The organism is Paenarthrobacter aromaticivorans, from assembly GCF_019038615.1.
In the GTDB taxonomy this organism is placed as follows: Bacteria; Actinomycetota; Actinomycetes; order Actinomycetales; family Micrococcaceae; genus Arthrobacter; species Arthrobacter aromaticivorans.
This window is the reverse complement of the sequence record NZ_JAHOPC010000016.1, coordinates 62,255-87,589: the sequence shown is the minus strand read 5'-3', so window position 1 is coordinate 87,589 and position 25,335 is coordinate 62,255. Positions and strand designations below refer to the sequence as shown.

At 62.8% G+C, this 25,335-nt stretch carries 23 protein-coding genes; 6 read left to right on the top strand and 17 right to left on the bottom strand.

The window, feature by feature from the left end:
• Positions 1–68 precede the first annotated feature (68 nt).
• Positions 69–557 (top strand): carboxymuconolactone decarboxylase family protein, encoded by a 489-nt coding sequence (locus KSW38_RS20470; RefSeq protein WP_216926784.1) that lies wholly within the window; start codon positions 69–71, stop codon positions 555–557.
• Between the two features lie 250 nt (positions 558–807).
• On the opposite strand, the gene KSW38_RS20465 is transcribed toward KSW38_RS20470, so the two are convergent.
• Entirely contained in the window at positions 808–2,256 is a 1,449-nt protein-coding gene (locus tag KSW38_RS20465; RefSeq protein WP_216926783.1) for an amino acid permease, read from the bottom strand.
• 251 nt (positions 2,257–2,507) lie between these two features.
• Positions 2,508–3,449: an aminodeoxychorismate lyase gene (locus tag KSW38_RS20460; protein WP_216926782.1), complete on the bottom strand. Its 942-nt coding sequence runs from the start codon at positions 3,447–3,449 to the stop codon at positions 2,508–2,510.
• A gap of 83 nt (positions 3,450–3,532) precedes the next feature.
• Between KSW38_RS20460 and cls the strand changes: the two genes are divergently transcribed.
• Positions 3,533–5,005, top strand: a complete 1,473-nt coding sequence (gene cls / locus KSW38_RS20455) for a cardiolipin synthase (protein WP_216926781.1) — start codon at positions 3,533–3,535, stop codon at positions 5,003–5,005.
• A 52-nt stretch (positions 5,006–5,057) separates the two neighbouring features.
• Here cls and pabB read toward each other — a convergent pair whose 3' ends face one another.
• The 3 genes from pabB to KSW38_RS20440 form a co-directional block, all read right to left on the bottom strand.
• Positions 5,058–7,091 carry an aminodeoxychorismate synthase component I gene (pabB, locus tag KSW38_RS20450; RefSeq protein WP_216926780.1) on the bottom strand — a complete coding sequence of 678 codons (2,034 nt, stop codon included), beginning with the start codon at positions 7,089–7,091 and terminating at the stop codon, positions 5,058–5,060.
• The gene (locus tag KSW38_RS20445) at positions 7,088–7,669 is read right to left on the bottom strand and encodes a low molecular weight protein-tyrosine-phosphatase (protein ID WP_216926779.1); all 582 of its coding nucleotides are present in this window, start codon (positions 7,667–7,669) and stop codon (positions 7,088–7,090) included. The genes pabB and KSW38_RS20445 overlap by 4 nt, the downstream gene beginning before the upstream one ends.
• Before the next feature lie 111 nt (positions 7,670–7,780).
• A complete protein-coding gene (locus KSW38_RS20440; RefSeq protein ID WP_216926778.1) occupies positions 7,781–8,419 on the bottom strand; it encodes a TetR/AcrR family transcriptional regulator in 639 nt (212 codons plus the stop codon).
• Positions 8,420–8,518: 99 nt separating this feature from the next.
• Between KSW38_RS20440 and KSW38_RS20435 the strand changes: the two genes are divergently transcribed.
• A complete protein-coding gene (locus KSW38_RS20435; RefSeq protein ID WP_254186749.1) occupies positions 8,519–8,872 on the top strand; it encodes a putative antibiotic biosynthesis monooxygenase in 354 nt (117 codons plus the stop codon).
• 82 nt (positions 8,873–8,954) lie between these two features.
• Here the strand turns inward: KSW38_RS20435 and KSW38_RS20430 are convergent, their stop codons facing one another.
• The 3 genes from KSW38_RS20430 to uriH are packed head-to-tail and all read right to left on the bottom strand — an operon-like array spanning position 8,955 to position 12,393.
• Positions 8,955–9,926, bottom strand: a complete 972-nt coding sequence (locus KSW38_RS20430) for a ribokinase (protein ID WP_216926777.1) — start codon at positions 9,924–9,926, stop codon at positions 8,955–8,957.
• On the bottom strand, positions 9,923–11,377 hold the full coding sequence (uriT, locus tag KSW38_RS20425; protein ID WP_216926776.1) for a uridine transporter UriT: 1,455 nt from the start codon (positions 11,375–11,377) through the stop codon (positions 9,923–9,925). The genes KSW38_RS20430 and uriT overlap by 4 nt, the downstream gene beginning before the upstream one ends.
• Positions 11,377–12,393, bottom strand: a complete 1,017-nt coding sequence (gene uriH, locus KSW38_RS20420) for a uridine-preferring nucleoside hydrolase UriH (RefSeq protein WP_254186748.1) — start codon at positions 12,391–12,393, stop codon at positions 11,377–11,379. Before uriH ends, uriT begins: the two co-directional genes overlap by 1 nt.
• A 190-nt stretch (positions 12,394–12,583) precedes the next feature.
• Here uriH and KSW38_RS20415 point away from each other — a divergent pair, with 190 nt between their 5' ends.
• Positions 12,584–13,618, top strand: coding sequence for a LacI family DNA-binding transcriptional regulator (locus KSW38_RS20415; RefSeq protein ID WP_216926774.1), 1,035 nt, complete (start codon positions 12,584–12,586; stop codon positions 13,616–13,618).
• Positions 13,619–13,645: 27 nt separating this feature from the next.
• Here KSW38_RS20415 and KSW38_RS20410 read toward each other — a convergent pair whose 3' ends face one another.
• The gene (locus KSW38_RS20410; RefSeq protein WP_216926773.1) at positions 13,646–14,269 is read right to left on the bottom strand and encodes a LysE family transporter; all 624 of its coding nucleotides are present in this window, start codon (positions 14,267–14,269) and stop codon (positions 13,646–13,648) included.
• A 170-nt stretch (positions 14,270–14,439) separates the two neighbouring features.
• On the opposite strand from KSW38_RS20410, the gene KSW38_RS20405 reads away from it, so the two are divergent.
• Positions 14,440–15,513 carry a DNA polymerase IV gene (locus KSW38_RS20405; RefSeq protein ID WP_216926772.1) on the top strand — a complete coding sequence of 358 codons (1,074 nt, stop codon included), beginning with the start codon at positions 14,440–14,442 and terminating at the stop codon, positions 15,511–15,513.
• A 22-nt stretch (positions 15,514–15,535) separates the two neighbouring features.
• Here the strand turns inward: KSW38_RS20405 and KSW38_RS20400 are convergent, their stop codons facing one another.
• From KSW38_RS20400 to KSW38_RS20380, 5 genes are all read right to left on the bottom strand, one after another.
• Positions 15,536–16,519: an aldo/keto reductase gene (locus KSW38_RS20400; RefSeq protein ID WP_216926771.1), complete on the bottom strand. Its 984-nt coding sequence runs from the start codon at positions 16,517–16,519 to the stop codon at positions 15,536–15,538.
• An 18-nt stretch (positions 16,520–16,537) separates the two neighbouring features.
• Positions 16,538–17,758, bottom strand: coding sequence for an RNA polymerase sigma factor (locus KSW38_RS20395; RefSeq protein ID WP_254186746.1), 1,221 nt, complete (start codon positions 17,756–17,758; stop codon positions 16,538–16,540).
• A 1-nt stretch (position 17,759) separates the two neighbouring features.
• Complete coding sequence (locus KSW38_RS20390; RefSeq protein WP_216926769.1) at positions 17,760–18,119, bottom strand: YciI family protein; 360 nt, start codon at positions 18,117–18,119, stop codon at positions 17,760–17,762.
• A 207-nt stretch (positions 18,120–18,326) separates the two neighbouring features.
• Positions 18,327–19,142, bottom strand: a complete 816-nt coding sequence (locus KSW38_RS20385; RefSeq protein ID WP_216926768.1) for a methyltransferase domain-containing protein — start codon at positions 19,140–19,142, stop codon at positions 18,327–18,329.
• 29 nt (positions 19,143–19,171) lie between these two features.
• Complete coding sequence (locus tag KSW38_RS20380; RefSeq protein WP_216926767.1) at positions 19,172–19,681, bottom strand: MarR family winged helix-turn-helix transcriptional regulator; 510 nt, start codon at positions 19,679–19,681, stop codon at positions 19,172–19,174.
• A 162-nt stretch (positions 19,682–19,843) separates the two neighbouring features.
• Between KSW38_RS20380 and KSW38_RS20375 the strand changes: the two genes are divergently transcribed.
• Positions 19,844–22,015 (top strand): MMPL family transporter, encoded by a 2,172-nt coding sequence (locus tag KSW38_RS20375; RefSeq protein WP_216926766.1) that lies wholly within the window; start codon positions 19,844–19,846, stop codon positions 22,013–22,015.
• A gap of 4 nt (positions 22,016–22,019) precedes the next feature.
• On the opposite strand, the gene KSW38_RS20370 is transcribed toward KSW38_RS20375, so the two are convergent.
• From KSW38_RS20370 to KSW38_RS20360, 3 genes are all read right to left on the bottom strand, one after another.
• Positions 22,020–24,272 carry a PEP/pyruvate-binding domain-containing protein gene (locus KSW38_RS20370; RefSeq protein WP_216926765.1) on the bottom strand — a complete coding sequence of 751 codons (2,253 nt, stop codon included), beginning with the start codon at positions 24,270–24,272 and terminating at the stop codon, positions 22,020–22,022.
• 36 nt (positions 24,273–24,308) lie between these two features.
• Entirely contained in the window at positions 24,309–24,791 is a 483-nt protein-coding gene (locus tag KSW38_RS20365; RefSeq protein WP_216926806.1) for a GNAT family N-acetyltransferase, read from the bottom strand.
• A 95-nt stretch (positions 24,792–24,886) separates the two neighbouring features.
• Entirely contained in the window at positions 24,887–25,279 is a 393-nt protein-coding gene (locus KSW38_RS20360) for an ArsR/SmtB family transcription factor (RefSeq protein WP_216926764.1), read from the bottom strand.
• Between the last annotated feature and the right edge of the window lie 56 nt (positions 25,280–25,335).

Genomic DNA, 25,335 nt, shown 5'->3' with positions numbered 1-25,335 from the left:
GGTGTTTTGAGGGTCCCTCTCTCACGTCCCGCCGTGTTTGGCCTGATGCCCTGCGCTAGGCTCCAAGCATGCCTGAACAGGAAACAAAAGCACGTCTCGCCGGTTATCTGGATAAGCAGCAGCCCGAGCTCTACGCAACACTGAGCCACTATGCCCAACAGGTGGTTGGGGAAGCCGACCGCACAGGTGTACCGCGACGGACCATCGAACTTCTGAACTACCTTGCGTCGCAGATCAACGGTTGCGCATTCTGCCTGGACCTCCACCATCGCCGCGCCTTGGGGTACGGCGAAACGGAACAGCGCCTGTCCTTGGTAGCTGTCTACAAGGAAGTGACGCTGTTTGAGCCGGCTGAGCGCGTGGCCATGGAAATCACTGAGCAGATCACCCGGATGAGCACGTCACGGCCGAGCCCCGAACTCTTCGAGCGGGCCCGGGAACACTACAACGACGAGCAAATCAGTGTCCTCTGCATGGCCGCGATTGGGATCAACGCCTTCAACCGGCTGTCCATCCTGAGCGAGCACCCTGTCAGGACGGTCAAGCCGAAGTCGTAAATTTGGGTGGGCCGTGTGGGGTCCTGACCTGCTTTCCAACGACATCAGCCCCCGGGCAACCCGAAATGGTTGCGCAGGGGCTGATTTGTCGCCAAAGAGGGTCAGGAAGCCACGGCCGCTGGACGCCGGGGTGAGTGCCGCCGTCGTGAATTTGGGTGGGCCGTGTGGGGTCCTGACCTACTTTCAAACAACATCAGCCCCTGGGCAACCCGAAATGGTTGCACAGGGGCTGATCTGTAGGCAAAGAAGGTCAGGAAGCCACGGCAATCTTGGACCGTCGTCCGTACTTGAAGTAGAAGAACGCGTAGCACGCCCCCACAAACGGAACGCCGAACAGCAGCGCCGCTACCTGGTTGGGGTCGAACGCTATGCCGATCAAGGACACAACGCACAGCGCGAACGCAAGGATCGGAACCAGCGGGAAGAGCGGCGCCTTGTACGGGAGCGTGCTGAGGTCGCCGCCGTTCTTGATAAACGTGCGCCTGTACACGAAGTGCGAGGCCACAATGGACATCCACACGCCCACGGTTGCGAAGCCGGCGATCGAGACGAGCACCAGGTACACGGTTGCCGGTGCCACGATGCTGCTGATCAGCGAAGCGAGGCCGCCGAGCATGCTGACGCACAGGGCAATCATCGGGATCCCCCGCTTGGTCAGCTTCCTGAACGCCTTGGGTGCGTGTCCTTCGTCGGCCAGCGAGAAGAGCATGCGGGCGCAGGAGAAGAGTCCGCAGTTTCCAGCCGACAAGAGGGCGGTGATGATCACGAAGTTCATGATGTCCGCAGCGAACGGAATGCCGAGCATCGAGAAGACCGTGACGAACGGGCTCTCGTCCACGCTGACCTTCTCATAGGGGATGGTGGCCGCGATGACGGTAATCGCGCCGACGAAGAAGATCATGAGACGGATGACCGTGGTCCTCATGGCCTTGGGGATGTTGGCGCCGGGATTGGATGTTTCGCCGGCAGCGACACCGATCAGCTCGGAGCCTGAGAAGGCGTAGAAGACTGCCAGACAGGTGACGAAGACACCAGTGAAACCGTTGGGGAACAGCCCTTCGGGTGTGCTGAAGTTGCTGGTGAGCGACGGGTATTCGCCTGCGGCGAGCGGGTGGAAGCCCATCAATGCGGCGCCGCCCAGGATAATCAGGCCGACGACGGCGGCAACCTTGATGAGCGCGAACCAGAACTCTGATTCACCGAAGACGCGCGATGAGATGGCATTCAGTGTGAACAGGACGCTGGCGAAGATGAAGCACCAGATCCAGACGTCGACGCCAGGGAACCAGCGTTGCATGAGCAGGCCGGCGGCAGTGAATTCCGAACCCAACGCCACCGCCCAGCAAAGCCAGTAGAGCCAGGCCGTGGCGAAGCCGGTGGCAGGTCCGATAGTCCGGGCAGCATAGATGTGGAAGGCACCTGAAACGGGGAACGCAACGGCGAGTTCCCCGAGGCATGCCATCACCAGATAGACCACCACGGCCCCGATAAGGAACGCGAGAACGGCGCCCAAGGGGCCCGCGGTGGCAATGGTGTAGCCCGAGCTGACGAACAGGCCTGAGCCGATGACGCCGCCCATGGCAATCATCACCAGGTGCCGGGCCTCCATGGACCGGCGAAGTCCTGTCTGCGAGGTGCCAGTCTGGGACTGTACCTCGGGTGCCGATGCCTCGGCTGTTGTGGGGGAGCTGTGTCCCATATTCCCTCCGGGAAGTTAGCCAGCAAAGTTTGAAGTGGCATCAGATGGACGTGATCCAACTAACACGAGAACAAGATTCATCACATGACGAACACCCAGTGCAAGGAGGATAAGGAACACGATTGAACCCCTAGGGAGCTCGATGCTGAGGCCAAGAATTCCTTATCGATGAGTCATGCGAGCAATTACTCTACTTGTCATCTGCTAAGTTCCAAGCGGAGCAGAGTAGGCCTCAGTCTGACCGGCCGGAATTACTCGATCCCGGCGAACAACTCATTCAGTTCTTCGGTGAGCTGCTTCCGGACAGCGGGAGTACCGATCTCGTGGCCGTTAATGTGGTTCACGGGCGCGATCAAGCGGATGCTCGAAATGAGCCAAACGGCGTCTGCGTCGAACAGGTCCTGCGGCACCAGCGGCCCGTATCCGAGCTCCCACCCTGCAGCCTTCGCGGCGGCGAAGAGCGCGCCCTGCGACGTGCCCGGAAGGATCCCGCTATCGTGCTGCGGCGTGATGAGCCGGCGAACCGTCCTAACGGAACCGTCGCCGTCGTCGACTGTGTCAAGGTGGGCGAGCAAGACAGTGGACGTCGGCCCTTCAAGGACACGGCCATCTGTTGAGGTGAAGATGGCGTCATCGGCACCCTGCTTGTGCGCGTAGCGCAACGCCGCCATGTTGACGGCATAAGACAGTGTCTTGGCTCCCAACAGCAGCCACGGCGCACGCTCGCCTGCTTCGGTGTCAAAACCGCGGTCCAGAAGCACGACGTCGATGCCCGTCTCGCGCTGCCGGCGGCTGCCCGCGGGTGAGGGCGAGGCCTGTACCCAGCATGTGGGGCTCGCCGCACCTTCAATGCCACGGGTCACGATCAGCTTCACCACGACTTCGTCCTCCTCGGGCGTTGGCGCCGGGTGGACTGTGCGGAACTCCGCGATGGCGGTGTCGATTGCTTTTCGCCAAACATCCTGCTCCGGGATCGCCAAATCCAAGGCCGCTGCGGAAGTGCCCAGCCGGTTCAGGTGCGCCTGTACTTTTCGGGCCCTGCCCTGGACCGCCAAGAGGGACTCGAACACGCCATCCCCACGGGTGGCACCGAGGTCAGTGGCCATGAGTTGGGGCTGGCTGGAATCGGCAATGCGGCCGTTTTCGAAGGCCGGATCCAGGAAAACGAGGACCGTGGGGGCGGGAGAAGTCATGTTCCCAGCTTAGTGCGGCCCTCCAAACGGGCGGGCGGATAGGCTGTGGTGACCGTTAGTTCTTGAACCGTGGGGGTTGTGGAGTGCTTTTTCCTTTTCCGATAGGCGCGGAATGGACCTGGCTCCTGGGTGCTTGGGTCATTGCGGAAGTCATCATGCGCATCGTGCTGCTGGGCATCATCCCTGGCAACCGTCGCCCCACTACGGCCATGGCGTGGCTTCTGGCTGTTTTCCTCGTCCCGACCGTTGGATTCGTGCTCTTCCTGCTTTTTGGCAATTTCCGCTTGTCCAAGCGGCGGCGTGAGCAGCAGGAACAAGTTAATCATCGCGTTCGCGCCGTCACCTCTGACCTGGCCGATCCCGTGAGCACTTATCCCGGCCCGGAGTGGGTGAAGTCAGCGGGTGAGCTGAACCACCGCCTTGGCTCGCTGCCCATGGTCGACGGCAACAAGGTGGAGCTCATTCCTGGCTACAAGGAGTCCATCAAAGCCATGGCCGAGGCGGTCCGCGGCGCCACGGACTACGTCAACGCGGAGTTCTACATCATGAGCAGCGACTTCGTGACGGACGAGTTGCTCACCGAACTCGAGAAGGCTGCCGAGCGCGGAGTCACCGTCAGATTGCTCTTCGACCACATTGGAACGCTGCGCATCAAGGGCTACCGTCGGCTGGTCCGCCGGCTCAAGGCAGGCCAGATCCAGTGGAAGCGAATGTTGCCGCTGTTGCCTATCCACGGCCAATGGCGCCGCCCGGATCTCCGGAACCACCGCAAGATCCTGGTTATCGATGGGACGTTGGCGTTCACGGGTTCGCAGAATCTGATCGAGCCGTCCTACAACAACCCGAAGCATCGCCGTGCGGGCCGTCAATGGGTTGAGCTCATGGCCCGGCTCGAGGGTCCCATTGTGGCCACCCTGAACGTGGTTTTCGCCACGGACTGGCTCAGCGAAACCGACGAGTCACTCGAAAGCCAGCTTCGTCTTCCCTCCCAGCCCTCCCCGGGACACGTCACGGCCCAGGTGGTCCCGAGTGGCCCGGGGTTCGCCACGGAGAACAACCTGCGCTTGTTCAATACCTTGATCTACTCGGCGCAGCACAGGATCTCCATTTGCAGCCCGTACTTCGTGCCTGATGACTCCCTGCTCTATGCGATCACCACTGCTGCCCAGCGGGGAGTGGATGTGGAACTCTTCGTCTCCGAGAAGGGTGACCAATTCCTGGTCCACCACGCCCAACGCTCCTACTACGAAGCACTCCTCGGGGCAGGTGTCCGCATCTACCTGTACCGCGCGCCGTACGTGCTCCATGCCAAGCACTTCACGATCGACGACGAGGTTGCGGTTCTTGGTTCCAGCAATATGGACATGCGCTCCTTCTCCCTGAACATGGAGGTCTCGGTGATGCTCCTGGGCGCCGAAACCGTGAACCTCATGCGAGCCGTGGAGTCCACGTACCGCGAGGTATCCCGTGAGCTTACGTTGGACGACTGGATGGACAGACCCCCGTTGGCCAAGTATGTGGATAACGTCGCGAGATTGACCGCGACGCTCCAGTAGTTTGCCTAACATGGGCGGCCCTCAAAGCGAGGGCCGCTGGCGGTACACAGACTCAGCCGGGGAAGTCAGCCCCGAGCGTCGACAACACGCCAAAGGCCTTGGTCCGGATCTCTTCGTACTCGTCGTCGGCCACCGAATCGGCGGTGATTGCCCCTCCGACCCCAAGACTGAGCGTTCGCCCGCCGTCGCCGTCGGGATTCACCACGAGGGTACGGATCACCACCGCAAGGTCCGTGGCAGCATTCAGCGAGAAGTAGCCGATTGCTCCTGAATAGATACCTCGGGGACCCGCCTCAAGCTGGTCAAGAATGTCCATGGTGCTGATCTTCGGCGCCCCGGTCATTGAACCAGCGGGGAAAGCGGCAGCCAAGGCCTCTGCACGCGGAGCGCCCGGACGAAGGTGCGCATCCACTGTGCTCACCATTTGATGCACCGTGGCGTAGCTTTCGATCGCGCATAGCCTGCTGACCGTCACCGAGCCCGGAATGGCGAAATGGCTCAGATCATTGCGCAGCAAGTCCACGATCATGATGTTTTCCGCGCGGTCCTTCAGCGATGTTTCCAGGTCACGGCGCAGTTCGGCGTCCTCCGTGGGATCAGCGGAACGCCCACGCGTCCCCTTGATCGGCTCGGCCCGCATGCCGCCGTCGGAGAGAATCCGCAGGAAGCGCTCGGGAGAAGTGCTCGCGACAACCAGCTCGCCGAACCGAAGGTAACTGGCAAATGGTGCCGGATTGCGGCGGCGCAACGCCAGGTAGCTCTGCCACGGGTCAAGCCCGCTGGCAGGGGCTTCAAGCATGGTGGTCAGGCAAACTTCGTACGAGTTGCCTTCGCTGATTTCATGCTGGGCGTCGGCGATTTTGCGCTTATAGTCCGTCGCGCTGTCACGGCAAGTGAATTCCGGAGCCGCCTCGGAAACAGGCTCGACGGCGGAAGCAGGGGCGGCTGAAGCAGCCCCGACGGCGGTTCGAGCCTCGCGCAACCACTCATCGGCGTCGGGCGCGTCCAAGGCGAGCAGCCACACTGTTTGCTCGCGATGATCCAGTACCACGGCCCGTCCAGCGAAGAGCAGTGCGGCGTCGGGAGTCCCGGCGTCGACGTCGTTCCCCCCGGTTTCCCGCTTGAGCTCGTAGCCCAGGTAGCCCAACCAACCGAGCGTGAACTGGCCGTCGTAGCCGCGGGGGGCCCGCACGGCCCGGCGTCCCCATACGGAATCGAGCCAGCGGAAGAAGGGTCCGGCGGTTTCCACGGTGGCTGTTCCGGCCGTTACTTGGGTGGTTCCTTGACGGTGCTGGACGGACTGTCCGAACGTGCCGCCGTCGTCCGCCAGGATGCTGAAGCGGCTGCGGGCAGCGGCCTGGGACGTCCCTGAAACCACGGATGCGTTGGAGGAATCGAGCCAAACAGCATTGGTCGAGGAACCGTAGAGGTCCTGAAAGAGGGTCTCGGCGTCAGGAGCGGCGCTGATCTTTTCGGACCGGAGCTGCAGGCCGCGACGCGCGCTGAGTTCCGGCGAGAGGATCGCTGCCAGTGACGGCAGGTACCGCATAGCCTGCAGGACGTCATCCGGAGCGTTGCCATCCGCGAGGTTCTGGACGCGGATGTCTGCTGCGCCCATGACCGGGTCAGCTTCGAGCCAAACATCCTCCTGCGCGGCCCAGGTGTCCCAGTACGGTTCGTAGGTGTTTCCGTCACGAGCCAAAGCCCGGCGTCGGCGGTCGTCACCGGCGGCTTCGACCCAGATGACGGCGTCCAGCATGGGGCGCGCGGCGTTGGCTGCAGCGCCGACGCCTTCCACGATCACGATTTCGGCTGGCAACGTTACGCGCAGCGCGCCGTCGTAATGCCGTTCCCAATCCCAACTGACCCACTCTGCTGCCTCGCCTTGGCTCAAGGGTGCCAGGACCGTTGCGACGTACCTTTCGATGCCTGTGGCAAGGCCGTTCCATCCGGGATAGATATCTTCCAGATGGAAAAGGGAAACCTTGTGGTGCTCCCGAAGGCGGGCCGCAAGCTCAACGGCCAGCGTGGTCTTGCCCGCGCCGGACCGCCCGTCGACGGCGATGATCACGGGTGCAGGGGTCATGACATAGAGGTTACCTGCTGCTGCTCGGTGGCTCCGTCTCGGGAGTCGGTGGCGCTACTCCCGGAGTCTTCCGCAATTTCAGCGCTCACGTGGCGCACAATGCCTGGAATAGCGGCTTTGATAAGGGTCCAGGTGTTCTCGAAGTCGGTGTGGCCGCCGTACCAAGGATCCTCGATGCCCAAATCCAGGGAGCTGCGCCCAACCATCACGGGATCGAAGCTGCGCAGCATCCGGACCTTGGCCAGAGATTCGCGATCCGGCGCGCCCTCCTGAAGCCAGCCGAAATGATCGACGTCCAGTGCCAGGATGAGATCCCGCTCAGCGAACCACTCGCGCCGCCACTTGCGTGCGACGTGGTCCTCGGACGCGATGTGGTGGGCCGTCAGTTTGCGGGCCGCCCGGGGATCGATGGGGTGCCCCACCTCGTACCCGGTGGTGCCTGCTGAGTCGACCACTACCAGCTTGCCGAGCCCTTCCGCTTCGAAGGCTTCGGTAAGCATGAGCGCTGCCATGGGCGAGCGGCAGATGTTTCCAGTGCAGACCGTGATGATGCGGTATGGGCTCGTCGTTGAGTACATGCAGCAAGCATGGTTGATGGCACCCCTTCTTGGCTAGGGGGCCACTTCACAACGAAGTCACTTTTCCTGTCAAAGCTGTCACAGGGTGTATGGGGCGGCAAATGAAGGTGACTACTGGACCACTGGAACAGGCGCAATTTCTGTGGCCGATGACCCGGGAGATGCTGCTTCGGCAGCCAGCGCGGAGGCGGCCAGGTAGACGGTACGTACGACGGCGGCGCGTCGCCTCTGGAGGCGGCCGGGGTCGTTCCCAGCCATGAGTCCATCGAGTGCGGGCAGCACGGGGGCGCTATCGCAAAGACTCACGATGGTGATGAGGAGATCACCGGCATCTTCCCTTGATATTCCGGGAAGGGCTGCAATGGTGCTGTTGACCTTGGACGCACAGTTAGCCATCCGTTTGGGCAGGCCCACAACTTCGGTGCCGCGTTCCAATCCTTCCCAGAAGAGGAGCCGCGGTGCGGTGGCGTCCTCTTGATGATGATCGAACAGGCGGCCCGCATAGTTGGCCATGGCTTCTGGTCCCTCGCCGTGGATGGGAACTTCATCCATGAGGGAGCTGAGAGCGGCGACGATAACGGCGTCAAAAAGGCCGGTCTTGTTGCCGAAGTACTGGTAGATGCGTTCTTTGTTGACGCCCGCCTCTGCGGCGATGCGATCAATGCGGGCTCCGGCAAGTCCCCGCGTGCAAAACTCGGACGTCGCCGCCTCGAGCAGCAGTGACTTGGTGCGTTCTGTGTCCCATGCCATAAATACAGATTACCATTTCCCAACTAAGTAGTTGTATTTGGTGTCGAGTGCGGTTATGGTGAAACCAAGCTAATTGCAACTATCTGGTTGGAGAATGCCATGACCACTCAAGCTGCTACCGAAATCGACGCTGCCGAGCCGGCGACTGCCAAGGAGACCATTGCTTCTGCGCGGCCTGAAGCGCCGTCGCAGGCGCGGCCCCAGGCGCCGTCCGTGCACATGCGCGCCCTGATCACATGGATCGCGATCTTCCCCCTGGTTTCCATCGGCATGCTCTTGCTCGGGCCGATCATGGAGCCATGGCACCCTGTGCTGCGCGCGCTCGTCCTGACGGCGTTCGTTGTTCCCACGGCGGTGTACTTCGTCGTCCCGAGGCTGTTCGCGGGCCACGGCGTGCTGAGCCGGAAGGCCGCCGTGCGCTCAGCCCAGCGCGCGGCGCGCAAGGCTGGCTAACCCAAGCCTTATCCAACCAGGGGACAACACCCGCTCCATTGACGCCTTAGCAGAACAGGTCCTGTCCCCTAGCTGGGTGGGACTAAACGCCCCGCAACTGCTCTACCTGGGCAAGCGTCGGGTAGGCGGCTTGGGTGCCCTTCTTCGTGGCCGCCAACGCGGCAGCCACTGAGGCAAAGCTGGCAGCATCCGCGAGTGATTCTCCGGCAGCCAGGCGTGCAGCGACGGCTCCCGTGAAAGCATCACCGGCACCGGTGGTGTCTACGGCCGAAACCCGGGTAGGGGCAATACGGGTGATCTGGTCCTGGGTACCCCGGGCGAACGAATCCAATACAACAGACCCGTGGGCGCCCAGCGTCACAAGCACTCGCTGCAAACCCCTGTCGGCAAACTGGCTCCGTACCGGCTCCCATGCTTCGGCCTCCGCATCGGCGTCAGGAACGTCGGCTTCGCCACCAAGGAACAGTGAGGCCTCGTGCGCATTGACCAGCAGCACGTCGCTCAACTCGGCCAGAATCTCCGGTACCTCCGCGTAAGGCGAGAGGTTCAACACGACGGTAGCGCCGGCGTCGTTTCCTGCTTGCGCAGCGGCGATCACAGTATCGATCGCGACTTCAAGGCAAAGGCAGACCACCGCAGCATCGTTGATGGTGTCCGCTGCTGCGCGCACGTCTGCCGGGGTTAGCGTCCCGTTTGCCCCGGCCGAGATGATGATGCTGTTCTCGCCGCTGGCATCCACCGAGATGACCGCGACGCCCGTCGCGGCGTCCGAGCGTCGAACGCGGGTGACGTCCACGCCGGCGTCGGCGGTGGACTCCAGGAGCATGCTGCCGTTGGCGTCATCGCCCACTGCGCCCACCAGGCTGACCTGGGCGCCGAGCTTGCTGGCCGCCACCGCCTGATTGGCGCTCTTGCCACCGGGGTTTACGGCGAAACCATTGCCGTGGACCGTCTCGCCGGGCTTGGGAAGGCGGTCGCAGTAGATGGTCAGATCGGCGTTCAGGGAGCCGACGACGACGATCCCCGCCGTGCGCGCGCTGGTATCCGTGCTCATTTGGCGATCTCAGCTTCGACCGGCTCTGCCTCTGTAACCTCTGCGTCGAGTGGTTTGGGTATCAGTAGCGAGGCGGCGAAGGCGGCAAGGGTCATGGCTAGACCCACCACCACAACGGTGAGGTACGACGCCTTTGCGTCACCCAGTGCGGACGTCGCAACGAGGACCGCGGGCAGTACCAGGAAGCTTAGGCCGGCACCAAGGTTGAAAGCGCCAGCGTTCATTCCGGGAAGGAAGCCCGGGTTGCCTTGGGGCGAGAGGACTACGCCCAGTCCGTTCAGCATGATGTTGACGGTACCGGCGTACATGATGCCCAGCAAGGCTGTGCCCACGATCATCATCGGCAGGTTGTTGAGGCCGAAGAACGCGATAATGGCCAAAGCCACGAGGCTGCCAAGCAGGCCGATGCGAAGGACCTTCGTGTAGCCGAGGACAGGGGCGAGCCTGCCGCTGATCGGGCCGAAGAGCCAACCCAGCAGTGCGTACGGGGTGAGGATCATGAGCGACATCTCGGTGGGGCCGACGCCGAAGCCGGGTTCGGCCGCCTGAACAAAAGCCGGGACGATCCCATTGATGACCGCGAAGATGCCGGTCATGGTCAGTGTGGTGGTCAAAAGCGGCGCCCACGTGGAACGCTGCCGCAGGTGCACGGTTTCCACCATGGGCTGCTTGGCGCGCTTTTCAACGGTCCAGAAGGCGAAGAACGCGACGGCGGCAACCAGGATCAGGCCAATAGCCAGCGTTAACGTCCCCGCGTCGAAAGCGGTGGCTAGTTTGGAGCCTTCGTTCAAGGCTGTCAGGAGGGCGCCTACCGCAATCACGATGAAGAACACGCCCAGCCAGTCCATAGTGGTTCCGGCAGCAGGCTTGCTCTCGCCCGCCAGGACGGCAATCAGGACTGTTGCCACCAGGGCCAAGGCGACCATGAGCCAGAAAATGCTGTGGAATCCGAAGTTCTCGGCGAAGTAGCCCCCCACGAAGGAGTCGACGCCGGCAACGCCACCGTTGACTGCTGTGATCAGGCCCATGAGGGTGCCGTATTTGCGCGGATTGCTCACTGCGGAGCGGAGCATGATGAGGCAGAGCGGGACAGTGGGACCGCTGACGCCCTGGATGATGCGGCCTACGAAGAGCCACGTGACATCGGGTGCGAGTGCCGCAATGACCGAACCGACCGCCATCAGGAGCATCATGCCCACAAGGATCTTCTTGCGGCCCACGATGTCGCTAAGGCGGGGGAGGAAGAGGGAGAACAGGGCTGCGGCGGTGAAGAACCAGGTCTGGGACAGGCCGATGGTGGCTTGGTCCGTCTGGAGCTCGTTGCCCATGGTGACCAAGGCCGGGCTGAGCATGGAGGCGTTGAGCTGGAACGCAACGCAGGCTGCCAGCAGGGCGACCATGAGCGCGGTGATGTTGCCGCGGGAGGACTTGGTTTCTGCGAGCGAAGACATTACTTGGCCTCTCCTGCGAGTACACCGGCGGTTTCAGCAGCAGTGGTGGCTTCAGCGTCGGCGTCGAGCGTTGGTTCACCAATCCTGACGATCGCATCGGTGACAAGATCCCAGAACTTCTTGTGATCCAGATCCACGGCCACAGACGTGTGGCAGTCCTCCGGGGCGGGTGCGCGGAAATCGGCCACCGTCATCCCGAGGGTGAGCTTGCCCTGCAGTTCGATGTCCACCGGGACCTTGCGCGTGGTCATCACGGTGGGGTCGATGACGTAGGCCACCGCGCACGGATCGTGGACCGGCGGGAAATCGAAGCCTTGGGCGTCCTTGTAGGTCTTCTTGAAGAACTCCATCAGTTCAAGCACGAATTTGGCAGGCTTGGTCCCGATGGACGCGATCCTGTCCACCACCTCGTCGGTGGCCAGCGCCTGGTGCGTGAGGTCCAGGCCCACCATCACCACGGGCCACTTTTCGTTGAACACAATGTGCGCGGCTTCGGGGTCGATGATGATGTTGAACTCCGCCACGGCGCTCCAGTTGCCCACGTAGTAGCCGCCGCCCATGAGGACAACTTCCTTGACGCGCTCCACGATGCGTGGCTCCTTGCGGGCAGCCATGGCGATGTTGGTCAGCCCTGCGGTGGGGACCAAGGTGACCGTGCCGGGCTCATGTGCCATGACGGTTTCGATGATGAGGTCGACGGCGTGGCGCGGGTCCAGCTCGATGGTGGACTCGGGTTGCTCCGGACCATCCATGCCGGAGTCGCCGTGGATGCTGGGTGCCGTTTCGATGGTGCGGACCAGGGGGCGGTCGCAGCCGGCGGCGAACGGGACGCCTGTGATGCCGGCAATGGTGGCTACCGAGAGGGCGTTGCGTGTGACCTTCTCCAGGGTCTGGTTTCCCACCACGGTTGTCACTGCCAGGAGCTCGATGTCCGGGTTGCCGTGGGCCAGAAGCAATGCCACGGCGTCGTCATGGCCAGGGTCGCAGTCAAGAATGATCTTCTTGCGTGCTGTCATGGGTTTAGGGTCCACGTTTTCTCTCCACGTCATTGGGGCCTGCCAGGTTCTTGCCGGAAGCAGGGCGGTAAGCATTCAGGGTGATTCTGGCACTGCATCATGAGTTACGTCAAACGCTTAACGTGGATTGCGTCAAGCGCTTGATGCCATGCGGCATTTGTGAGGGCTGCAACGACGCTACGATCGATGCATGGATACCTTGGACCGACGGAACGCCCGTGCGCCCCGTGTGACCGCTGCCATGGTGGCGGCACGGGCCGGCGTTTCAACCGCCACTGTGTCCTTGGTGGCCAACGGCAAGACGCAAGGACGGGTCTCCGAGGACAACATCTCCCGGGTCCGCTCCGCGATCGCCGAACTTGGCTATGTGGTTGACAGCATTGGAAGTTCGCTGGCTCGCGGAGTCAGCTCCATCGTTATTCTCGTGACGCCGGACGTGTCCAACCCCTTCTTCGCCAACGTCATCGCCGGAGTGCGGGAATCTCTCGGCCCGGAATACCAACTGCTGCTCTCGGTGACCGACGCCGGGGAGTCGCCGCAGGCCGAGGATGTCCGCAAGTTGTTGGCACTTCGTCCGGCTGGCCTGCTCGTGGGCGCCCCGAGTGCTGAGTTTCTTCAGGACCTGTCCGCGGCCGGACCACTTGTGCTCCTTGATGCCCCCGGCCTCGAGTCCTACGCCCCGTCCGTAAACCTCGACGTCGCGCAAGGCGCACGTGAGTTGGCACGGCACCTCGCAGCGTCTGGACATACCCGCGCCGCCTACGTGGACGGCATTACCGGCACCACCACTTTCCACCTGCGCAGGGAAGCCTTCCTTGAGGAGGCCGCCGCGTGCGGGCTTTCGGTAGCCGATGGGCACGTCATCAGTACCGCGATCGACGTCGGTGCTGCCGCCGCCGCGTTCGCCGACGCTTGGCCCACGTGGCAGCGTGAGGGGGTTACCGCCGTCGTCTGCGGTACCGATACCCACGCATATGGCGTGCTGCAGGAAGCGCGCGTGGCGGGCGTACGGATTCCTGCCGAACTGGCTGTGGCGGGCTTTGATGACCTCCCATATTCGGCCACCAGCAGTCCCAGCCTTACGAGCGTGCACCTGCCCGCGACCCCGCTTGGACGAAAGGCCGGTGAGCAACTCCGCGGGCTGATGGAAGGCCGGGATTTGGTGGAGCCCCACGTGACGCTGGAGAGCTCACTGGTGGTGCGGGGTTCAACGTCGCTGGGTTAGCGGAGCTAAATCGTTGGGTTGGCTCGGCTAGTGGATGGTTGCGAGCAGGATACCGACCAGCACGAACAGGCAACCGAAGATCCGGTTGAGGACCTTCTGGCCTCGCTGATCGTGGGTGAAGCGTTGGAAGGAACGGGCGGCTAAGGCAAAGAAGAACCACATGACCATGATGTCGATCGCCAGGACGGTGGCGGTCAGCACCACATATTGTTGCACCAACGGCTGGTCCGGGCGGATGAACTGCGGCATGAATGCCAGGAAGAAGACGATGGCCTTCGGGTTGAGCAGATTGACCCAAACACCCCTCTGGAACATGGACAGTGCGGGCTCGTTCTTCTTGTCATCGATCTGCTCTTTGTCCAGATCAGGCTTGTGCAGGAACTGCCGGATGCCAAGGTACACAAGGTAGGCAGCGCCGGCGTAGCGGATGACGTTGAAGATGACCGGTGAATTGGAAACGAGGACGCCCACTCCCAGGGCGACGATGAGGATGTGGATGACAAGCGCAACTTGCTGGCCGAGGATGCCCCAGATAGAGCGTCGGAAGCCCGAGTTGAGTGAGTTGCTCATGGTGAAGATCGCGCCGGCGCCGGGAGTGAAACTGATCAGGGTGCCGGCGCCAACCAGGGCCAGCCAAAGTGAAAACTGCACCACCTCAGCTTATGCCGGGCAGGTGGGTGGTCAGGACACGTGGGGTCCTGACCCTCTTTGGCGGCTGACCAGTCGATATGCACCCCAGATAGGTTGATTTCAGGAGCTACTGGGCTCAAAGAAGGTCAGGAAGCTACAGCACAAGCCACGGCTTGGGGCAAACTGGTGCCGTGAGCGGAATCCCCTGGGTACTGCACGTTGACCTCGACCAATTCATTGCGGCCGTCGAGGTCCTCCGGCGCCCGGAGCTCGCAGGCAAACCCATCATCGTGGGTGGGCGGGGAGACCCCACGGAACGTGCTGTGGTGTCCACGGCATCGTATGAAGCCAGGGCGTTCGGCGTGGGTTCTGGAATGCCGCTGCGCTTAGCTGCCCGGAAAGTGCCCGATGCCGTGATCCTTCCCGTCGACCACGAAGCTTACCTGGCGGCCTCGGACGTGGTGATGTCCACCCTGCGGGAGCAGCCCGGCGGAACAGTGCAAGTGTTGGGCTGGGATGAAGCCTTTGTGGGGATAGAAACCGAGGACCCTGAGGCGTACGCGCGGCGGGTGCAGGCTGCTGTCCTGGAACGAACGCGCCTCCATTGCAGCATCGGTATCGGCGACACCCTGGTCCGGGCCAAGGTGGCTACCGGGTTCGGCAAACCTGCCGGGATCTTCAGGCTCACGGCGGAAAACTGGCTCACGGTCATGGGGAACAGGGCCACCAAGGAGTTGTGGGGCGTTGGACCCAAGGTCTCGGCCCGGTTGGCCAAACTTGGGATCACCACAGTCGCCGAGCTTGCCGCGTCCGATCCTCAGCAATTGGTCCCGGAGTTCGGCCCCAAGATGGGCCCTTGGTATGCGCAGCTGGGACGAGGTGAAGGCGCCAATGAAGTGGACGACACCCCGTGGGTTGCCAGGGCACACGGCCGCGAGACCACGTTCCAGCAGGACCTCACGGAACCCTCCCAGATCAGCGACGCCATCAAGGAGCTGACGGCGCGCGTCCTCGAAGACGTGGCGGCCGAGGGGCGGCCGGTGGTGGGGCTGACCCTCAAAGTCCGGTACGCCCCGTTCTTCACCAAGACCTATGCAAGGAAGATTCCAGAGACCTTCGACCGGGACGAAGTCCTCGCGCAGGCATTGGACGTCACGACCCGGATCGAGCCCGACCGCCCCATCCGGCTTCTGGGACTACGCGCCGAAATGTCGATGCCCGATGAGGCCCGAAAGGGGCACACCCCCACCCGCAGCGGATGGTGACAGTCCGACGGCGGCAGGCCGGCTACCAGCGTGGGTGGATCGCTGCGCGGAAATACCGGTCGTAGATGTCCTGGACCCCAGCGATGAGCCCTGCACCTACGGACTGCATCGCTCCCGCCTCAGCGTTTGCATGAGCCTGCACTGAAGATCGGGCACCAGGGATGACCGTGCTGACGCCGTCCTGGGCGATGACCCAGGCGAGGGCCGCCTGGGCGGTGCTGACGCCGTCGGGCACTAATGCGCTGAACTCTTGGGCGGCTTTTACACCGGTGGGGAAATCGACGCCTGAGAAGGTTTCGCCGACGTCGAATGAGGAGCCGTCGCGGTTGTAGTTGCGGTGATCGTTCTCCGGAAACTCGGTTTCCGGAGTGTACTTTCCGGACAGCAGCCCGGAGGCCAGCGGCACTCTGGCGATGATGCCCACGCCGGCTTGCTTTGCTGCCGGGAGAACTTCATCGAGGGGCTTCAGCCGGAAGGCGTTCAGGATGATCTGAACGGTCGCGGTATTCCCGCGGTTAATCGCTTCGAGGGCTTCATCTGTCCGCTCGACACTGACGCCGTAGTTGCGGATGACCCCTTCGCTGACGAGGGTGTCCAGAGCGTCGTACACCTCATCCCGCGTGTAGACGGCGGTGGGAGGGCAGTGCAATTGGACGAGGTCCAGGGTGTCCTGCTGCAGATTCCGCCGTGAACGGTCAGTCCACGCGCGGAAGTTGGCAAGGGTGTAGTTTTCGGGAACCTGGTCCACGCGCCGGCCCATCTTGGTGCCGACCGTCAGGTCCAGCCCGGGATTGGCGCGCAGGAAGCGTCCGATCAGCTGTTCACTTCGGCCATCGCCATAGACGTCGGCTGTGTCGAAGAAAGTGACGCCGCCGTCAACCGAGGCCTCCAGGACGGCAAGTGCGTCTTCCTCTGTGACGTCGCCCCAGTCCGCTCCGAGTTGCCACGTGCCTAGTCCAACGGTGGACACCGACCGGCCGGTCTTACCAAGTATGCGCTGTTCCATGGGTTCGACTATATGGGGTCAATGCTCGTCCATTCGCGCCACTTTCCCCATCAAGTACCGCCGCTCCTGCAGGCTGCCTGTCTTTTTGGCCGCCACGAGGTAGGCGGCGCGCGCGTCCAGATAAGAGCCCGCCATCTCATGCAAGTGACCCCGCACCGCGGCGAGGCGGTGCGACCGACCGAGCGCTGAATCCAGCCCGGCGAGCAACTCAAGCCCGGCGGCTGGCCCATTAACCATGGCCACGGCAACAGCACGATTCAGCGTGACCACGGGACTGGGAGCTACGGCTTCAAGGACCGTGTACAGGGCGAGGATCTGGGGCCAGTCCGTTTCGGCATCAGACGGTGCCTCCGCATGAACGGCCGCGATCGCGGCCTGGAGTTGGTAGGGCCCTGCCGCGCCGCGGCCGAGCACGGAAGACAGCAGCGCGATGCCTTCCTCTATCTGCCCGCGGTTCCATAAAGTCCGGTCCTGTTCGGACAGCGGCACGGGCATTCCGTCAGCCAGGGTGCGGGCGGCACGGCGGGAGTCCGTCAGCAACATCAGCGCGAGCAAACCGGTGGCCTCGAACTCGGCCGGTGCGGCGCTCACCAGCAGGCGTGCCAAGCGGATCGCTTCGGTGGTGAGGTCTTCGCGTTGCAGCGAGTCGCCCGAGCTTGCTGCGTAGCCTTCGTTGAAGATCAGGTACAGGACGTGAAGTACGACGCCGAGCCTCGCCTTGCGCTCGGATTTCGGCGGCATGTCGAAGCGGGCACCTGCCTTCTGGATCCCTTGTTTCGCACGGCTGATGCGCTGTCCCATCGTCGCTTCGGGGACGAGGAAAGCGGAGGCGATTTCCGCCGTCGTGAGTCCTCCTACAGCCCGCAGCGTCAAGGCGAGTTGCGAGGGTGCACTTATGGAGGGGTGGCAACACAGGAACATCAGGGTCAGCGTGTCGTCGGCTTCGGACGCAGTGTTGTCCTGGAAGCTGATTTCCATTGCGGCGACGCGTTCCTCCCGGACTCGGCGCGCGCTTTCACTGCGCCACACATCAACCAGCCGGCGGGATGCGACCGCCAGCAGCCATCCTTTGGGATTTGTTGGCAGCCCGGATGGCCATTGGAGTGCGGCCTCAATGAGGGCTTCCTGCACGGCATCTTCGCAGGCGTCGAACTGCCCGTGGTTGCGTGCCAGCACGCCAAGGACCTGCGGCGCCAGGGTGCGCAGCAGGTCCTCGATGTCGCGTGGGGGAACGGCCAAACTAAACCTCCGGGGGACCGTCCGGGATAGCGCGGAGTTCCACCACCTGCGAGTACTTGACGATGCTCGAGCAGATTTCCACGGCACGTTCCTCGCTGGCCACATCCACCACCCAGTACCCGATCAGTGATTCCTTCGACTCGGCGTATGGGCCGTCCGTGGTGATGACGCCGTCCGGGGTCTGCTTGACGAGCTTCGCTGTGCTTCCGTCAGCCAGGCCAGCATTGAAGACGAGTTCACCGGAATCGCGAAGGTCCTTGTCGATCTGGATCATGAACCCGATCATTTCCTTGACCCACTCCGGATCGGCGGTTTCCATCATGCCCTCGGCGGACCCGAACATCATGATCATGTATTTCATCTCAAACTCCTTATGAAGTGGCGCCCTGTTTGGGTGCTTTCACTCATGGGTCGGAACTGCGGGGCACTTTTCTACATGGTTCGGCAAAGTTTTTTTGGGAAAGTACCTTCCTGACCTGTTTTGATGACGCCGCGGCCTTTGTGAGACCTGAAGAGGTTGATTTCAGGTCCCACTCACGTCAAACAAGGTCAGGAAGCCACGCGCATCCTAGGCCCGGGCGATCACCTCTCCGTTGGGAATGAGGAAGTAGCCATCCTCCGTGGCTCCCCAACGGTGCCAGCCCGCAGCGATCCGGGCGAGGTCGGCCTCATTGGCGAACCCGTATTCAAGGGCTTGCTCGGCAAAGGCGGAGTGGAGGACACGTTCGCTCCACACCCGGGATTGCCATGCCCGTTGTTGGGCTGTGGCATAGAGCCAGTTGCTGCTGCTGGGGGCCACTTGGGCAAAGCCTGCCTGCTGTGCCCACGAGACCAATCGACGGCCGGCATCCGGTTCGGCACCGTTGCGCCGGGCGATCTTCTGGTAGAGCTCCATCCAGTCGTCGAGCTCGGGGACTTCGGGGTACCAGCTCATGCCGTGGAAGTCGGCGTCGCGGACGGCCACTATCGCGCCCGGTTTGGCCACGCGGCGCATCTCACGCAGGGCGGCGACGGGGTCAGTCAGATGCTGGAGGACTTGATGGGCGTGGACGAGGTCGAAGGACTCGTCCTCAAACTCGAGATCGTAGATGTTGCCGGTGCGGAACTCTACGTTCTCCACGCCACGGTCCTTGGCCAGCTCCGTTGCCTGGGCGACGATGTCCGCCGAGCGATCCAAGCCTATGACCTGCGCGGGTGCAACCAGCCCCGCGAAATCACACGTGATGCTGCCTGGTCCACACCCGACGTCGAGGACCGACGTCCCCGGGGTGAGATGCGGAATGACAAACGCGGCCGAATTCTCGGCCGTCCGCGAGGCGTGGGCCCGGACAACCGACTCGTGGTGCCCGTGGGTGTAGACATCTTCAGGCTGCTGCGCGTTCATAGGGAAACGCTACAACTTCGCCGGTGGATTTAGGCGGAATGCGGTTGGTTGCCGTTCTCCGCGGTTTCCGTGCGGGCCGCTATGGTGGCCTCGATCATGTCGGCCATGAAGCGACGGACGACATCCAACTCAGCGTCACTGTAGCCACTCATGGCTTGGCCCATCCTCATGGCCAGCGGCATGAACATGGCGCTTCCATCCCGGTAGGCCTTGGGGGTCATGTGCAGCTGGACCTGCCGACGGTCGGTGCCGAGACGGTCACGGGTGACGTGGCCGGAAGCGTGCAGCCGGTCAACCAGCGCCGTGGTGGCGGGGGAGCTTAGGCGCAGTTCACTTCGAAGGACACCCGGCGTGACAACACGCCCGGCAGCGGAGTGTCGCATGATGACGGCCAAGGCGTTGAGGTCGGTCCGATGCATGTCGTTTTTGCCGCCCGCGGCGTCCACGTAGTGGTTGGCTTCCAGGGTGAAGTCCTGCAGAAGGCGCACCAGGTCCTGGGGCGCGCCACCCTCCGGGCGCGGGTCTGAAGCGTCCGACATGACGTCCTCCCGCCTGCTTTGTCCTTCGTAACTGCCTTCCGGATATTACTCGCAGCTTCCGTCGAATCCGGTATTGGCATCCACGTATGCTTGGAATACTTCCATGATAGAGATATTCTGTGGTGGAATAAAGAGACTATCAAGCTTCCGGAAGAAGGACCCATGAACCCGCAGAAGGTACCGTTCTGGCTTCGATGGCTGGTGCCGGTGGTGCTCGTCATCACATGGCTTGGCATTGCCGGTATTGGGGGCCCAACGTTCGGGCGCTTGGACGAAGTCTCCTCCAACGATCAGGCTTCGTTCCTCCCAGCAGGCGCCGAAGCGACGGAAGCTGGCGACTGGCAGGCGAAGTTCCGGGACTCCAAGGAGATCCCCGAGGTGGTCATCGTTGAGAACGGGACCGCCTTCACCCCGGCCCAGCTTGGCGAAGCAGCCCAGCTTAAAGCGGACATCGAGGCACTCAGGCTGGGTGACGCCGTCGTCGGGCCTCTTCCCTCGGCGGACGGCAAAGCGGTCCAGTTCATCGTGCCGGTAGCGTCCTCGGATGAGCTGCGTGACAAAATCCAGGAACTGCGCGACGTGGTTCAACCCGGCGCCCCGGAAGGAATGCGGGCGTTCGTCACGGGTCCCGCCGGCCTGACGGCTGATCTGGTGAACGCGTTCGGCGGCATCGACGGAATCCTCCTCCTCGTGGCGCTTGGCGCCGTGTTTGTCATTTTGCTGCTCGTGTACCGCTCGCTCGTGCTGCCTCTAGCAGTCCTTCTGACATCGGTGTTTGCGCTCTGCGCGGCCATTCTCCTGGTATTTGCGATGGCCAAGCTGGGCTGGATCCAGCTGAATGGCCAGAGTCAGGGCATCCTGTCCATCCTGGTGATTGGTGCGGCCACCGACTACGCGCTGCTCTACGTGGCGCGATTCCGTGAGGCCCTGACCCACACCACCAACCGCACGAGCGCAGTGATCACGGCATGGAAGGCCTCCTTCGAACCGATCCTTGCGTCTGGCGCCACCGTCATCATCGCCCTGCTTTGCCTGCTCTTCTCCGACCTGAACTCCAACAAGGTGCTGGGTCCTGTGGCAGCTGCCGGAATCCTGTGCTCGCTCTTCGCTGCGCTTACCCTCCTGCCGGCGCTCATGGCCCTGCTGGGACGCGCAGCCTTCTGGCCTTTCCGTCCCAAGCTCCTGCCCGACGACGAACGCGAACCCGAGCTGGTTACTGGACTTGAAGGGCAAAAGGGTCTGTGGCGGGCGACTGCTTCCCTGGTTTCCCGCCGGCCGCGCGTCGTGTGGGTTGCTTCGGTCCTGCTGCTCCTGGTGGCCTCCGCCGGTGTTCTCCAATTGAAAGCCAACGGAGTCCCTCAAACGGACGTCATCCTCTCGGCGTCCGATGCCGTGGACGGCCAGGAAGCGCTGGCGCGGCATTTCGACGCCGGCAGCGGCAGCCCCGCCGTCGTGGTCGCCTCTGCAGATGCCGCGAACGAAGTGCTGGACAAGGTCAAAGCGGCCGACGGCGTGGGCGACGCCTACCTCCTGGCTGAGTCCAACGTGCCAATCACCGGCGCGCCCGGTGCGCCTGCCGAACCTGCCGTTCGCGATGGAAAAGTGCTGATCAACGCGACGCTCGACTCTGCTGCTGACTCGATTGAGGCGGAAGAGGCCGTGAAGTCGCTGCGGGTTTCGGTCAAAGAGGCCGACGCCGACGCCTTGGTTGGCGGGGTCACGGCGACTGCGCTGGACACCAACATCACCGCGCAGCGCGACTTGGTGGTCATCATCCCCATCGTCCTGGTGGTCATTCTTTTCATTCTGATGCTCCTGCTGCGTTCCGTTGTGGCGCCTGTGCTGCTGGTGTTGTCCGTGGTCCTGTCCTATGCGGCAGCCATGGGTGTTTCAGCTTGGGTGTTCAACGGCGTCTTCGGATTCCCAGGGGCCGATGCCACGGTTCCCCTCTTCGGGTTCGTCTTCCTGGTGGCATTGGGTGTGGATTACAACATCTTCCTGATGAGCAGGGTGCGCGAGGAATCGTTGAAGCACGGGACGCGACCCGGAATCCTGCGTGGCTTGGGCGTCACAGGTGGAGTAATTACGTCCGCGGGTGTCGTGTTGGCTGCTACTTTTGCTGCGCTCGGAGTCATTCCCATCATGTTCCTGGTGCAGTTGGCGTTCATCGTGGCCTTCGGGGTGCTGCTGGATACTGTTCTGGTCCGCTCACTGCTGGTGCCAGCGCTCGCCTACGACATCGGACACCGGATTTGGTGGCCAGGGAAGCTTGGCCACCAGCCTGATGCGGTGACGCGTCCCCGCGAGGAGGAACAGGCGGCGGTGGGGCGGTAGTTCGTTATTCGGTCACGACGACGTAGCCCGCACCTCCGTCCACGGTGACTCGTTGGCCCGTCTTGAGTAGCCGGGTTGCGTTGCCGGTTCCAACGACGGCCGGTATGCCGTACTCCCGAGCCACCAGCGACGCGTGGGCGGCGAGGGTTCCGCCGTCGGTGATCACGGCGGCGGCTCGAGCGAAAAGGGGCGTCCATGCCGGTGCGGTGGATCGGGCCACGAGTATCTCGCCATCGAGGAAGCTGTCGAATTCCTCCAGGCCTGACATAACCCGCACCCTGCCCGTCGCGCGTCCGGTGCTGGCCGGGTGGCCGACAATCGCACCCGCGGGAACCTCGCGGGTTGTCCTTGCTGCGTCCACTGCGCTTGCCACGGGATCAGCTCCAAACCTGCCGGGCTCCCCAATGATGAGCGGTGCGTCCAGGCGCCGTTGCATCTCCCAGGTTGCCCGGCGGCTTCCTACCAGCTCCCTGTGGTCCGCCGAGGGGTTAATTACTTCACCCAGGTGGAGGAAATGGATGTCCTGCGGGTCCTCGATGGCTCCTGCGGCAACCAGGTTTTCTCCCAGCCGTTTGGCGCAACGGCGCAAAACCGGCCATCCGAGAGTGAGGTAAAGGGACTGTTCCTCCCGTAGGGCGGCGTAGTACTGGGCCATCGTGAGGAGGGAATCAAAGCGGGTGAGGATCCTGGGATTATCAAGCAGCACTTCCCTCGCTGCGGCTTCGGCTGCCTTTCGCTGTGCGTCAAGAGCCTCCTTGCCTGAGGTGGTTGAATCCGTTTCAGGGCTTCGGATGCCGGCCTCTCCGAGGGTCTGGTGGTACCAGTCGAGGGAATAAACGGCTGATTCCGGTGGTGTCGTCGAAGTGCCCGTGATACCTGTGCTGACTGTGAGACCGCGGAGCAGCGCCTGATGACCGAGCCGACCTGCCGGCATGTCGCTCAGGGGAGCGGCTAAGTACCTTTGCCAGAATCTGGCCAGGGCCACTTCCATTTTCCAGGCAGATCCGCCCACGACGGCCAGCGACCACAGGTAGATTCCCGCCTGCCGGACGATGGCATCCACGAGCTCGATCAGCCTTGCCGGGGAAGCTGTGTCCACCTCTTGCTCTGCACTGCGCACGAGCTCCCGATAGCCGGGCAGCAGCTGGTGACGCCATTTCAGCTCCAACCCATGGAGAACGGCGCGGTGTGCCGCAGCCGGATTGTGGGAGACCCGGAGAAGGACGTTGAAAAGGAACCACGGCAAGCGACCACGGCTTCGAACTATCAAAGGCGCCACAATCCGTGGGGACGGAATCGGCGGGGCGTTGTAGTACCAGCCATTGACGGAGCCGTAACGAAATGGCACCCGCACCTGAATATCGTCCTCCATGCCGTCGAGATACCCGGCCTCGATCCGGCGCAGAAGCCAGTCCTCGAACAGCGGCGTCATAGGATCGGGAAGCCATTCACCGAGGCGGAAGTTCCTGGCCCATAAGCCTTCGCCCGGAGCTGTCCAAACTGCTGGCATGGGAAGCGCCGTCATCGGGCGGGCCTGAAGGAGGAATAGTGCGCCGTCATGGTCCAGCGCCCACTCGATGTCTTGCGGCACTCCTGCTCGTTCGTGGATCCGATGGGCCAGCTCCGCTACTTGCCGTGCTTGCTCCGAGGTGAGGATGTTGCCTTCCCTGTTGCACGTGATGTCGCTGGCGCGGACTGTCCATTGCTCTCCGACTGCTTCGCCGGACACCAGAGACTCCCCAAGACCGGCGACCGCAGTGACAATGGTTTCGTCGGGGTCGCCGGTCAGTGGGTTGGCAGTAAAGGCAACGCCTGCGGCATTCGGCTGGACCATCTGTTGAACGAGTACTGCCATGGAAGGGCTTGCCGCATCGCCCCGGGACGCTGCTCCGAGAGCAGTCTCATACGCCGCAACTCTGTGCTCCCCTGCGGAAGCGAGGCATTGCCCGACAGCATGCTCGAGGTCAGCCCGCTCGACGTTCAGCAAGGTTTCGTAGAGACCGGCGTAGGAAGCGCCGGCGAGGTCCTCGGCGGCGGAAGAGGACCTGACAGCGTATGGCCCTGGGCCGATAATGGCGGCGGCAACTTCCAGCGCATTGGCGAGACCGTTGCCGAGTTGCCCGACCATCTCCGACGTGACGACGAACCCCGCTGGCACCTTGAAACCCGCTGCCGTGAGCCCGGAAAGCGTGGCTGCTTTGCTGCCCAACACCGTCTGGTCCGCGCTCGCAGAGCCAAGCTGCGGAAACTCGCTCATAGCCATGACTCTCCCTCTTCGCAGACACTTCCGGTTTCAGACCGTCGCGGACCGTCTTTCGATCATTATGGTGTCGCGCCATTGCCCCGCGAGTGGGCCAAGAGGCATCCGGGCGATTCGATTCCGCCGCCCGACAATCGTGAAGCCCTCCACAACATGCAGCCGGAGGCTTGCTTCATTCTCGGGAAAGACGCTGGCCTGGATCGTCCAGATTCCTGCTTCTTCCGTGGACTTGATCAATGCGCGGAGAAGGGTCTTGCCTACACCCAAACCGCGGGCTTCCCCGGCCACGTAAATGGAATGCTCTACAACACCCGCATACGCTGCTCGCGAGGAGATTGCCGAAACCGCCGCCCAGCCCAAAATACGGCCATCTGCCTCCGCAACGAGCCGATGGTCTTGCAGTTTTGAAGCGTCGAATTGCTCCCACTCAGGAGCAGCGGGTTCGAAGGTGGCGTTCCCGGACTCGATGCCTTCAGCGAAGATCTCCCTGACCACCGGCCAATCGGGGCGGGTCATTTTGCGGATCCGGACCTGGATGTTGGTCGATGAGGGTGCTGTCCCTGCAGTCTCCGCTGTCCCTGTAGTCTCGCCTGTCCTTTTAGTCTGGCTCGTCACAGGGTCTCCAGCAGGCCGGAAGTCCGCTCAATGGAACCCGGGACCAACGAGTAGTAGGCCCATGTTCCCCGCTTTTCGCGGTGCAGAAGTCCCGCATCTACAAGGATCTTTAAGTGGTGTGAGACTGTCGGCTGGCCGAGGTCCAGAGGCTCGGTGAGATCGCAGACGCACGCTTCGCCGCCGTCTGCGCTCTTGACGATGGACAACAGGCGAAGGCGGTTGGGATCGGCCAGCGCCTTAAAGACGGAGGCGCGGACCTGAGCCTCATAGGCATCGAGGGACGGCTGGGCTGAAGGCTCGCAGCAAGCTTCATCGCCGGCACTTGCCGGCCTCTCCACGGCCGCGAGCTCGTCCGGGGATAGCAGTTGAAGGGTTTGCGGAGCATCCATGGATCCATTATGCACATAGATTGACAATCATCGATATAGCTGATGATACTTATATC

Coding starts and splice junctions, on each gene's coding strand:
- KSW38_RS20470 (WP_216926784.1), top strand. CDS start 69: ATGCCTGAACAGGAAACAAAAGCACGTCTCGCCGGTTATCTGGATAAG.
- KSW38_RS20465 (WP_216926783.1), bottom strand. CDS start 2,256: ATGGGACACAGCTCCCCCACAACAGCCGAGGCATCGGCACCCGAGGTA.
- KSW38_RS20460 (WP_216926782.1), bottom strand. CDS start 3,449: ATGACTTCTCCCGCCCCCACGGTCCTCGTTTTCCTGGATCCGGCCTTC.
- pabB (WP_216926780.1), bottom strand. CDS start 7,091: ATGACCCCTGCACCCGTGATCATCGCCGTCGACGGGCGGTCCGGCGCG.
- KSW38_RS20445 (WP_216926779.1), bottom strand. CDS start 7,669: ATGTACTCAACGACGAGCCCATACCGCATCATCACGGTCTGCACTGGA.
- KSW38_RS20440 (WP_216926778.1), bottom strand. CDS start 8,419: ATGGCATGGGACACAGAACGCACCAAGTCACTGCTGCTCGAGGCGGCG.
- KSW38_RS20435 (WP_254186749.1), top strand. CDS start 8,519: ATGACCACTCAAGCTGCTACCGAAATCGACGCTGCCGAGCCGGCGACT.
- KSW38_RS20430 (WP_216926777.1), bottom strand. CDS start 9,926: ATGAGCACGGATACCAGCGCGCGCACGGCGGGGATCGTCGTCGTCGGC.
- uriT (WP_216926776.1), bottom strand. CDS start 11,377: ATGTCTTCGCTCGCAGAAACCAAGTCCTCCCGCGGCAACATCACCGCG.
- uriH (WP_254186748.1), bottom strand. CDS start 12,393: ATGACAGCACGCAAGAAGATCATTCTTGACTGCGACCCTGGCCATGAC.
- KSW38_RS20415 (WP_216926774.1), top strand. CDS start 12,584: ATGGATACCTTGGACCGACGGAACGCCCGTGCGCCCCGTGTGACCGCT.
- KSW38_RS20400 (WP_216926771.1), bottom strand. CDS start 16,519: ATGGAACAGCGCATACTTGGTAAGACCGGCCGGTCGGTGTCCACCGTT.
- KSW38_RS20390 (WP_216926769.1), bottom strand. CDS start 18,119: ATGAAATACATGATCATGATGTTCGGGTCCGCCGAGGGCATGATGGAA.
- KSW38_RS20385 (WP_216926768.1), bottom strand. CDS start 19,142: ATGAACGCGCAGCAGCCTGAAGATGTCTACACCCACGGGCACCACGAG.
- KSW38_RS20380 (WP_216926767.1), bottom strand. CDS start 19,681: ATGTCGGACGCTTCAGACCCGCGCCCGGAGGGTGGCGCGCCCCAGGAC.
- KSW38_RS20375 (WP_216926766.1), top strand. CDS start 19,844: ATGAACCCGCAGAAGGTACCGTTCTGGCTTCGATGGCTGGTGCCGGTG.
- KSW38_RS20370 (WP_216926765.1), bottom strand. CDS start 24,272: ATGAGCGAGTTTCCGCAGCTTGGCTCTGCGAGCGCGGACCAGACGGTG.
- KSW38_RS20365 (WP_216926806.1), bottom strand. CDS start 24,791: ATGACCCGCCCCGATTGGCCGGTGGTCAGGGAGATCTTCGCTGAAGGC.
- KSW38_RS20360 (WP_216926764.1), bottom strand. CDS start 25,279: ATGGATGCTCCGCAAACCCTTCAACTGCTATCCCCGGACGAGCTCGCG.